Consider the following 10,306-nt stretch of genomic DNA (forward strand, 5'->3'; position numbering starts at 1 on the left):
GATAGGTGTCATTCAGAGCCGCAGGCGTGGAATCTGTCTGGTGATCAACCTGCGGACAGGTACAACCTATAAATGAAACGCTGCCGACCCAGACAGATTCCACGCTCCGCTCTGAATGACACCCCTTAGGGGTGTTCGGGTTCCGGTCTTGCATCTTGCCTCTTGCTTCTTGCTTCTCCCCTATCCCCTATCCCACCACCACCCGCTCTCCCCACTGCCATGGGGTCATTTGGCCCGTTGCACTATCAACAAACCTTGTCGCGGTGGCGTAGGGGCCGGGGTCTAATTCTAGGGTGGCGGTGAGGTTTTCTACTGTGAAGCTGACAAAGCCTGCCGACTGCCAGCGTTGGGAGGGTTTGCGGTGGATCGAGGCCAGCTTTTCAATCAAAAGCTCGGTGCAAGACGGCGGGGTATTGGTGCCTGTGGCGCTGAACTCGATCCCGCCGGGCACTGCCGCCATGCTGTAGAACACCGTATCGCCCATGAACCGCGCCAATGGCGGTGTATTAGGCGGCGCCTCGTCCGGGTTGACTTGCAAAAACTTAGCCGCCAAACGCATGAAATAGGTGTGTCCCGTGGTCGCCAGACCTTTGGCCGCCGCGTTCCATGCGAGGCCTTCTTCATAGCTCAAGGCCATCCAAGCGTTCCCCGCCTGTTTGAACCGGGCGGAAGTCACCTTTTGCTTGGGACTGAACTGTTTGCGGTAGACAGGCTTTTGTCCGATAATCGTCCGCCCATTACGCATCCTTACCACAAGGTTCCCCACCCCGCCGCGCAGGTCTTCGAGTGTTGATCCCAATAAAGCTTTAGCCATTGCATTCTCCTCCCCAATCCCAGTTGCAAGAGCCGCATGCCCCTGCTGCACTTAATAAGATTATAGGCAGCCACCGTCCTGCCCGTTACCCGCGTGGGACTATGCGTTAATAATTAATTAAAATCGAATCGAGACCGATAGAAAGCCGGTTTCATCCGTTCTTCATTCGGTTATATTCCAATATTCATCCATAGTCCCACGCAGGTCCCCCGCACATCAAGCGCATGAGCGGGGCAAGTTGCTTGAATAATAATTAATGCAATTCCCTCGCTCGTATGTTATACTATTGATAGGAAAAGAAGGAAATCGGGGATATGTGGCGAATTAGTCACATTAAGGCATAAGGTCTTGATGACAGATAAATTTTGCAATAGACAGCGCCCAGGCTAGAGAAGTTAAAATGGGGAAGTTACATCAGGCAATAATAAGTGATAACTTCATCGCGGTATTTCTATACATACATCAAGGTTGCGATGTGAATGAAAGGGACAGCAATGGCAAGACGCCCTTATACTACGCACGCATGCATAGTCGTTCCGACTTAGAGCGGCTTCTCCTGAATGCAGGCGCAAAGCTTGAGTCGCCGATTATTGATAACAAGCCCGTTGTCGCACCCAAGATTGCTTTAGGTTGGACTGATCTCACATGGGCGGCCATGGAAGGGGATGTCGTGCTGATGAAGAAGCTTATCAATGAGGGCGCTGACCTCCAGCAGAAGAACGATTTTGGCGCAACCGCGCTCATGCTCGCATGCAAGGCAGGTCATACTGCGGTAGTGGAACTGCTCCTGAAGAAGGGGGCACTTAAAAATACGAACGGTAAAGACGGTGCTACAGCGTATATGCTTGCCGCAGAGTATGGTCATACGGATATTATGGGCCTGCTCCGCAATGCGCTATCAATAAAGGGATCTTGAACGTAAGTGAGTACATAAGTATTAAACAGGGCGGGAGCTAAGCTCCTGCCCTGTTTTGTTTGGGATAGGTTAAAACGGTTAGGCGGCTTTGGTGGTTTTGGTCTTGGTGGTGTCCGCGTCGGCGGCCACTATTCCCACTTGAATAGTTGGGAGGACAAGGAAGGCCGTTTCCTGCCCTGTAATGGTGTTAACAAAGCGATAGGCCGGCGAATAGACGCCGGCTGGGAGTAATACAGTGCTGGTCAGTGTGCCGGTGACAAATGTGGTGAATGCTTTGGTACGAAATTGGTTATCCTCTGGCTTACAGTGGATAGAATTGAGCTTTGCTATCATCAATTCGGTCTTTACGTTGGTGGTATTGACTCCAGAGGCAGTGAATGTGACTTTGGCAAAATCGCCTACGGCAGTCAGTGTGATGGCATCCCCCAAGAAACCACTAAACGGTGGCAAGAGAGGAACGGAACCATTGGGATTTATCTGCAGGAACTTAGTTGCCAGCATAACAAAGACCATGTTGGCGGTGGGTGAGTAGGTGAAGCCCGAAACAGGGTTGGTCCACACGTGTGTGTCGGCATAGTTTTGCCATGCCGCTTCTTGTTGAACGGTGAGACTTTTGAATGTAGTTGCTGCTTTGGTGAAGTTCGCGCGCACAGACTTTTGTGCAGCAGAGTTGGCGTCCTTGATCATACATCCTGTACGAAGGATATTACCGCTGATAGTCTTTGAAAAGACGCTGGTGCCGGCTTTCCCACGCACATCTTGTAAGTTGACTGAATACCTAACCTTTGCCATTTCTGGCCTCCTAGATACCGGAATTACCGGTGAAATGAGCTTTCAATACTACATGTCAGCCGCAGTTACCTGCTTGCTGCTTAAAATGATTATCGGTAGGAAGCAGGGAATTAATACAGGCTAAATAAAGTGTGGGACGTAAAATGAAAACAGGGCAAGCCCGATGACTTGCCCTGTCTATAACTTAAGGCTATATTCTTGCTACTTCTGGTTCTTCAGCCGATAGTAGAGCTTGGAGGGGAGGCCATGGACTTTTACCATTCCAACCATTTCCGATTGGTCAAAGCTCTTGTCATCGAAGGAGGCCAGGCTTTCGGAGTAGAGCGCCCAAGGGCTAGTGCGGCCTACTACTTGTGAGCTGCCTTTGAATAGGCGTAGGTAGACGGTGCCTGTGACACGCTTCTGAACTTGGTTGATGAAGGCCTCTAAACTCTCCTTGAAGGGATCGAGCCAGAGACCGGCATAGGCAAGTTCACCCCATCGGCGGTCCGCATCTGCTTTGAACCCGAGTTCTTGCTGAGTGCATACCAATGCCTCCAGCGCTTTGTGGGCTTGGATGAGGGCAACGGCTGCCGGGCACTCATAGTTCTCGCGCACCTTCAACCCGATTATGCGGTCTTCCATGATATCGACCCGCCCAACGCCATTCTCGCCCGCGATTTTGTTCATCTCAGTAATCAACGCCAGCGGTGAATAGGGCTTGTCGTCAAGGGCAACGGGGATGCCTTCGTCAAACTTGATAGCAACCACACGCGGTATGTCAGGGGCTTTGGTCGGATCCTGAGTCCATCGGAAGATTTCTTCCGGTGGAGCGTAATTCGGTTCTTCCAGCCGACCGCCTTCAATCGAGCGTCCCCATAGGTTCTCGTCTATACTCCATATCTTCTCAAGACTTTGCTGGATGGGTAGGTTGCGTTTTTTGGCATATTCGATTTCTTCTGTGCGGGTCATATTCTTCTCACGCATCGGCGCAAGCACGGGTACTGTGGGCATCATTGTTCGGAATATGAATTCAAGGCGGAACTGATCGTTGCCCTTACCGGTGCAGCCATGTGCGAAGGCATCCACTCGTGGCAGCTTAGCCGCTTCTTCGACGGCTTTGATGCCGATGAGAGGGCGTGCGATCGAGGTGGATAGGGGGTAACCCTGATAATCGGCATTTGCCTTGAGTGCAGTGAAGCAATAGTCGCGGGCAAACTCATCTTTGACATCCACCGTGGTGTGCTTGGTGCCTAATGCGCGGGCCTTGGCCTCGGCATCCTCAATATCATCCTTCGGCTGTCCAACATCAACGGTGATGGTTACTACTTCGTCAAATCCATACTCCTCACGCATCATGGGGATGCATACCGTGGTATCCAAACCGCCTGAATAAACTAAAACAACTGTTTTCCCCAACGTCAACTCCTTTGACTGATATAACTAACTTTATTATTTATGGTAGATAGCGCTTGTCGCCGCCGCCAAGCGATTTATTGCCGGTCAAAAATCCGATAAGCACCAAGGCGGCTCCGATAACTACTGCGGGGATGAATAAGACATGGGCAAAGAGCGCCAATATCCAATACGCAAACTTGGCAATAAATGCAATCACGATAATAGTTAGACCTAATTGAATAGCTCCCATTTGCATTCCTCCTGACGTGTTTGGTCATCTGCGAACACTGCTATACTCTATTAGCATTATGTCTTGAAGGAATCGTGTAAGTAAAGACATAATATCGATACTGGTTGCGTAAAAGGCGAAAGTACTATTAGGAGACAATATGGGTGCGTTGACTTTGGTAGATAAGATATGGGCAGAGCATGTGGTTTATAGCGAGGCGGGGAAGCCGGACTTACTCTATGTTGATTTGCATTTAGTTCATGAAGTGACTTCTCCGCAAGCATTTGAGGGGCTACGGTTGACGGGGCGCAAGCTTCGGCATCCTGAGAAGACCTTTGCCACTTGTGACCATAACGTGCCTACCACCGACCGCTCTATCCCCATTCGCGACCCGATAGCCAAGCTCCAGATGGAAGCGCTCACCAATAACTGCCGCGAGTTTGGTGTCACTTTGTATGATTTGGATAGCCCCCGGCAGGGGATTGTGCATGTTATCGGTCCCGAGTTAGGACTATCGCAGCCTGGAATGACGATTGTTTGCGGTGACAGCCACACCTCAACGCATGGAGCGATGGGTGCGTTGGCGTTTGGGATTGGCACTTCGGAAGTAGAACACGTGCTGGCTACCCAATGCCTTCCCCAATCAATACCGAAGAAGATGGAAGTGCGTGTTAATGGGAAGTTGCCATTCGGGGTGACGGCTAAAGATGTGATCCTGGCAATTATCAATAAAATAGGCACTGACGGGGCAACCGGCTACATTATCGAATACACAGGCGAGGTCATCCGCAACCTATCGATGGAAGGGCGAATGACGGTATGCAACATGACCATCGAAGGGGGCGCGCGGGCGGGGCTTGTGGCTCCTGATGAGAAGACTTTTGAATATCTCAGGGGGCTACCGTTTGCCCCCAAAGATTTCGATAAGGCAGTTGCCCGCTGGGAGACACTGCATAGCGATGAAGGCGCTAAGTTCGACCAAGTAGTTGAAATTAACGGCTCAGAACTGGCGCCGATGGTAACCTGGGGAACTAGCCCAGGCATGTCGGTTCCTGTTACAGGCCGTGTGCCTTCACCCGATGAATTCAGTTCAGCCTCCGAGAGGGTTGCTGTCGAGCAGGCGTTGGAGTACATGGGACTAAAGCCTAACACGCCCATTATGGAGATAGAAGTTAACACCGTCTTCATCGGCTCCTGCACTAATGGCCGGATAGAAGATTTGCGTGCCGCTGCTGAGATGATTAAAGGGCGCAAGGTTGCAGATGGAGTTAGAACGCTGGTTGTGCCGGGTTCGGTAGCGGTTAAGCACCAAGCAGAGGCAGAGGGATTGGATAAGCTCTTCAAAGAAGCCGGTTTCGATTGGCGGGAGGCCGGTTGCTCGATGTGCTTAGCGATGAATGAAGACACCCTAAGCCCCGGCGAGCGATGCGCTTCAACATCCAATAGGAATTTCGAAGGCCGCCAAGGCAAAGGCGGCAGAACTCACCTCGTAAGCCCCCAAATGGCCGTCGCCGCTGCATTGGCCGGGCATTTTGTGGATGTAAGGGGATAGAAATTGAGGCAAGAAGCTAGAAGCAAGAAGCAAGAAGCAAGAGGCAAGAAGCAAGAGGCAAGAAGCAAGAGGCAAGATACCGGAAAAATCAAAACACAGCGAAGCGGCGCTGCCGGAGATTTCTGGATTAGAGTATGAGAAAGAGAATGAGAAAGAGAAAAATCCCGGAGCCGGCGGGACGCCGGCGCTACGGGCTGAAGCTGACAGCTTAAATAGGAAATACGAAAGGAACCATTTGTTAAGCTTAGAGGGATTGTGGGGCGGGTGGATCGGATTAACGTGGATACTGACCAGATTATCCCGAAGCAGTTTTTGAAGCTAATCGGGCGCACGGGGTTTGGGAAGTTTTTGTTTTATGATTGGCGATATATCAATGGCAAAGAGCTTAACCCTGAGTTTGAGCTTAATAAAGCTGAGTTTCAGGGGGCGCAGATACTGATAGCGGGGAAGAATTTCGGCTGCGGGTCATCCCGCGAACATGCTCCCTGGGCGCTTCTTGATTATGGGTTCCGAGTCATTATTGCGCCTTCGTTTGCCGACATCTTCTATAACAACTGCTTCAAAAATGGTATCTTGCCTGTCGTGCTGCCAGAAGAAGTTGTGCAAAGTTTGATGATCAAGGCAGGGAAGGGCTATCAGCTTGAAGTTGATTTGGAAGAACAAAAGATAACCGATAGCGATGGGTTTGAAGCTAAGTTCGAGGTTGATGCATTTAGGCGCCACTGCTTGCTTAATGGACTCGATGATATTAGTCTGACGATGCAGCATGAGGATGCGATTAGCGCCTATGAAGCAAGTCACCCTTCTAGCGCGTAAAGTACCTGGCTGATGGCGACTAAACCGGCGGTTTCTGTGCGCAATACTCGTGAACCTAACGAGATGGTTATTGCTCCAGACTTCTTCGCGAGTTCAACTTCTTCATTAGTGAATCCACCTTCCGGACCAATGAAGAGTGTGATGGCTTGGTCGGGTTGGGCATTTTGGAGCGATTGTTTGAGGGTAAGCGTCTGCTCGGATTCATAGCAGAATAGCTTTAATGAACCTTCACTGGCAGCCAAAGCTTGTTTAAGTCTGAGAATGCCATTTACTTCAGGGACTTTCGCCCGATTGGATTGCTCAGCAGCTTCTCTTGCAACCTTTTGATATCTTGCAACCCGTTGGTCACATTTCTTTTCTTCAATCTGCACGATGCAGCGATCTGTATTCATTAACCAAAACGCGCTTGCGCCTGCTTCTGTGTTTTGGCGGATGACCTGCTCGACTTTGTCCCCTTTTGCGAGTGCTTGAACCAGTGTGATAGACGTTTTTGGTTCAGAGGGGCCGTCAATTAGTGTGAGGATTTCTGCGCTTGATAGGTTCTTACTGACTGCGGTTAATCGGCAGTGATAGCGGGCGCCGGTGTTGTCGAGGACGACGATTTCTTCATCCACCCGAAGTCTTAAGACGTTGCTTATCTTGTGGGCGTCTTCACCAGGGATATCAACATATACCCCCGTAATCTGTGAAGGATCAACGAAGAAACGCGGCAAGGAATTTAGCGGCGTACTACTGCTGCGACCCAATCGCCACTCTCCCTCTTCTCCAATATCTCAAAACCAGCTTCCTCGAGTTTTTCTTTGAGGTTGAGCCAATTGGAGATTGTAATGCCCGACATGATCCAGAGAACACCCTTGGGGATAGCTCGGACAGCATCGGGGATAAGTTGGATGATGATAAAAGTGTTGATATTGGCGACCACTAGGGTGAAATTTTCCTCTGGGAGGTCAAATCCGGATGCTTCTGCCAGTCGCGCTCGATCTAGGACACCATTGATTTCCATGTTGGCGGTCGCAGCTTCAATTGAGAGAGGATCATTATCAATTGCCAGCGCCTGCTTTGCGCCTAGTTTTAAAGCTGCAATGGAGAGAATGCCTGAACCAGTGCCGATATCGGCTACCACATCCCCCTGCTTCACATACTTTTCGATCAGTTCAAGGCATAGTTGAGTTGTCTGATGATCGCCGGTGCCGAAGGCTTGGCAGCGATCGATGATGAGCACGAGATCGTCGGGTTTTGGATCGGGTTTTTCCCATGATGGGGTGACGATTAAGCGGTCGCCCACACGGCGGGGTTTGATCGTTCCGAAGAGCGTTTGTGTCCATTCTTTTTCAGAGAACCGTTTGACTCGCACTGATTTTGGCCAGGGGAATTCAGTGTTAACTTCGATTAAGCGCTCTAGCGCGTCCTTCACATTGCGAACTCGCTCCTCCGCCTTAGTATCAGCTGGAAGGTAGCCTATCACGATCCCCAGCTTTGGCTTGATTTCAATTCCATTAACGCCGTGCTGCTCAAACACTGACGAAAGTAAATCCGCTACCCAATCAAGTTGCTCTTCACTAATGCCTCGTTCGAACTCAATGTCTACCGCTAACCAATCCATAGCCTTTAGCCTTCCTCGCTTTTGCTGATTTTATCTTTGAACTTTTCGAGGAAGGTTTTCTCACCTTGATCAGCGATGCTTTCTACAGATTCGTTGCTTGCTATGGCGAATTGGCGGAGGAGGTTGCGTTGGGTTTCGTTGACAGTTTTGGGGACTTTGATGTTGATGCTGACGTGAAGGGCACCGCGAACTCCGCCGCCAACTGGCGGCAAACCGGCTCCGGCTATGCGGAATTCCGTGTTTGGTTGAGTTCCTGCTGGGATTTCAAGCTCATGTTCGGCATCAATACCGGCGAGCTTCACTTTGCCGCCTAGTGTGGCTTTAACAAAGGAAATGCTACGGGTTCGGAATATCTCAGTGCCCTCTCGTGTGAAGCGTTTATCAGGCGGTAGATGAAGGACGGCATAGAGGTCGCCGGGACGACCGCCGCTTCTTCCGGCATCACCCTCATGGGAATAGCGGAGGGTAAGCCCATCTTCAGAACCAGCCGGTACTTTAACTTCGAAATTAATTTCTCTGCGGATTCGTTTGCTGCCTTCGCAGGTAGTGCAGGGATCGCTTATGATCTGACCGTTACCACCGCATCGTCCGCAGGGAACTACTTGAGTGACTTGGCCGAGCATTGTTTGGCGCATATGACGGATCTGACCTGCGCCTCGGCATTCAGGGCAAATTGTGGGGCTAGAGCCGCTTTTAGCGCCTGTGCCATCACATTCAGAACAGGTTTCCATGCGTTGGAATGTGACTTTGCGCTGTGAGCCACTCAGGACATCATCGAAGGTGATATCAAGGTCAATTCGAAGGTCGCGGCCATCTTCGGCCATGACGCGAGCGCTCGTTCGGCCTCCGCCAAAGAAAACGTCGAATATTTCACCCAATCCACCAAAACCAGCGCTGAAGTCGCTGTAACTGCCGGAGTTCATATCATTAACGCCGGCATGACCATAGCGATCATAAGTTGCGCGTTTTTCGTTGTCACTTAAGGCAGTATAGGCTTCACTAAGCTCTTTAAACTGCTCTTCGGCGCCTTCATCTTTATTGACATCCGGATGATATTCACGAGCAAGACGGCGGAATGCGCGTTTAATTTCATCCGCATCCGCATCCTGACCTACCCCTAGCACTTCGTAATAGTCGCGTTTACTCATAGTTCCAGTTGCGCTTTATGGTGTTGCCTTTTTCTTTCGACCCTTAGGTTTTGGTTCAGCAGCAGCTTCGATTTCGCCTGCTTCAACAATCGGGACTACTTCAGGAGAGACAGCTTCTTCAGCGAGTGGCTCTGCTATGACAGATATCTCTACTGGAGACTCAGCTGAAACAGGCTCTTCAGTTAGTACAATCTCTGCTTCTACAGTAAGAGTTTCCAGAGGGGGTTCGCTTACATCACCGAGTAATTCTTGGAGCCCTCTAATATCATCAGCGGGCGCGAGGGATGCATCATCCACAGCGACCAACTCTTCCGGTAACGGTTCTACACCACCAAGAAGTGAAGCAAGGGTTGGTTTGATTACTTCGGTTCCTTCTTCAACTACTTCCACTTCGGTAATAACTTCAGTTATCGCGAGAGTTTCAACAGGGAAGAACTCTTCTTCCGGTTCCAAGGGAATGCTCTCCATGATAACTTCTTCGACTTCAACTTCGCTTTCCACAAATCTTGGTTTAATTTTGCCCTGTGCAATCTCTTCGAGGGCAATGGTGAGAGGATGGTTAGAATCGCACGCTACGAGTGGCTGCGCGCCTTCTTTTAATTGCTTAGCACGCTTGGCAGCTAGAAGTACCAGCATGTAACGGCTTGGGAATTCGTTGAGTTTGTCGGCTGATGGGTATAACATAGGGATCTCCACAAATGCCGCACGCAAGTGCGGTTCGATTTCCAAAATTACTTGGACGCCTGCAAGATTGACGCCTCTGTCCTTTACCAAATGATGAACAACTTTAAGTCGAGAAATATCCTCTCGAGAGTAGAGCCTTTGGTTTCCCCCGGTCCTTTGGGGAACAATAATTCCCCGTGTATCTAATTCGCGCAGCAGCCAAAGAGGCAATTCCGATAGCTGTGCAGCTACGCCAATCGTATATTCAGGGGCGTTGCTATGCGTGTATGTAGGCTCGATCATAGTGCTATCCACAAAATCTTGCATACTTTACCTTTTTACTGGTGAATATTACAAGCTCACTCTCTAAACTTCAGGAAATCTCGGAGGTATTGG

At 50.2% G+C, this 10,306-nt stretch carries 11 protein-coding genes; 3 read left to right on the forward strand and 8 right to left on the reverse strand.

The genetic code is table 11. The features are described from left to right. Window positions 1-187 precede the first annotated feature (187 nt). Window positions 188-814 carry a hypothetical protein gene (locus tag WCO51_05220; GenBank protein MEI6512661.1) on the reverse strand — a complete coding sequence of 209 codons (627 nt, stop codon included), beginning with the start codon at window positions 812-814 and terminating at the stop codon, window positions 188-190. A 400-nt stretch (window positions 815-1,214) separates the two neighbouring features. Here WCO51_05220 and WCO51_05225 point away from each other — a divergent pair, with 400 nt between their 5' ends. Then, window positions 1,215-1,730, forward strand: coding sequence for an ankyrin repeat domain-containing protein (locus tag WCO51_05225; protein MEI6512662.1), 516 nt, complete (start codon window positions 1,215-1,217; stop codon window positions 1,728-1,730). A 78-nt stretch (window positions 1,731-1,808) separates the two neighbouring features. On the opposite strand, the gene WCO51_05230 is transcribed toward WCO51_05225, so the two are convergent. The 3 genes from WCO51_05230 to WCO51_05240 all read right to left on the reverse strand — a co-directional run bounded on the left by WCO51_05230 (window position 1,809) and on the right by WCO51_05240 (window position 4,149). Then, on the reverse strand, window positions 1,809-2,522 hold the full coding sequence (locus WCO51_05230) for a hypothetical protein (protein ID MEI6512663.1): 714 nt from the start codon (window positions 2,520-2,522) through the stop codon (window positions 1,809-1,811). 201 nt (window positions 2,523-2,723) lie between these two features. After that, the gene (locus WCO51_05235) at window positions 2,724-3,920 is read right to left on the reverse strand and encodes an argininosuccinate synthase (protein ID MEI6512664.1); all 1,197 of its coding nucleotides are present in this window, start codon (window positions 3,918-3,920) and stop codon (window positions 2,724-2,726) included. Between the two features lie 37 nt (window positions 3,921-3,957). Further along, window positions 3,958-4,149, reverse strand: a complete 192-nt coding sequence (locus tag WCO51_05240) for a hypothetical protein (protein MEI6512665.1) — start codon at window positions 4,147-4,149, stop codon at window positions 3,958-3,960. Between the two features lie 139 nt (window positions 4,150-4,288). Here WCO51_05240 and leuC point away from each other — a divergent pair, with 139 nt between their 5' ends. Both leuC and leuD read left to right on the forward strand, forming a co-directional pair. Then, a complete protein-coding gene (gene leuC, locus WCO51_05245; protein MEI6512666.1) occupies window positions 4,289-5,680 on the forward strand; it encodes a 3-isopropylmalate dehydratase large subunit in 1,392 nt (463 codons plus the stop codon). Window positions 5,681-5,899: 219 nt separating this feature from the next. Further along, window positions 5,900-6,496, forward strand: a complete 597-nt coding sequence (gene leuD, locus WCO51_05250; protein MEI6512667.1) for a 3-isopropylmalate dehydratase small subunit — start codon at window positions 5,900-5,902, stop codon at window positions 6,494-6,496. On the opposite strand, the gene WCO51_05255 is transcribed toward leuD, so the two are convergent. The 4 genes from WCO51_05255 to rpoZ are packed head-to-tail and all read right to left on the reverse strand — an operon-like array spanning window position 6,478 to window position 10,213. Continuing rightward, on the reverse strand, window positions 6,478-7,242 hold the full coding sequence (locus WCO51_05255; protein ID MEI6512668.1) for a 16S rRNA (uracil(1498)-N(3))-methyltransferase: 765 nt from the start codon (window positions 7,240-7,242) through the stop codon (window positions 6,478-6,480). The two genes, leuD and WCO51_05255, sit on opposite strands and share 19 nt — an antisense overlap. Continuing rightward, the gene (gene prmA, locus WCO51_05260) at window positions 7,215-8,099 is read right to left on the reverse strand and encodes a 50S ribosomal protein L11 methyltransferase (protein ID MEI6512669.1); all 885 of its coding nucleotides are present in this window, start codon (window positions 8,097-8,099) and stop codon (window positions 7,215-7,217) included. The genes WCO51_05255 and prmA overlap by 28 nt, the downstream gene beginning before the upstream one ends. A 5-nt stretch (window positions 8,100-8,104) precedes the next feature. Continuing rightward, window positions 8,105-9,247 (reverse strand): molecular chaperone DnaJ, encoded by a 1,143-nt coding sequence (gene dnaJ / locus WCO51_05265; protein ID MEI6512670.1) that lies wholly within the window; start codon window positions 9,245-9,247, stop codon window positions 8,105-8,107. Window positions 9,248-9,262: 15 nt separating this feature from the next. Continuing rightward, window positions 9,263-10,213, reverse strand: coding sequence for a DNA-directed RNA polymerase subunit omega (gene rpoZ, locus WCO51_05270; protein MEI6512671.1), 951 nt, complete (start codon window positions 10,211-10,213; stop codon window positions 9,263-9,265). Window positions 10,214-10,306 lie beyond the last annotated feature (93 nt).

This window comes from bacterium (assembly GCA_037131655.1).
In the GTDB taxonomy this organism is placed as follows: Bacteria; Armatimonadota; Fimbriimonadia; order Fimbriimonadales; family JBAXQP01; genus JBAXQP01.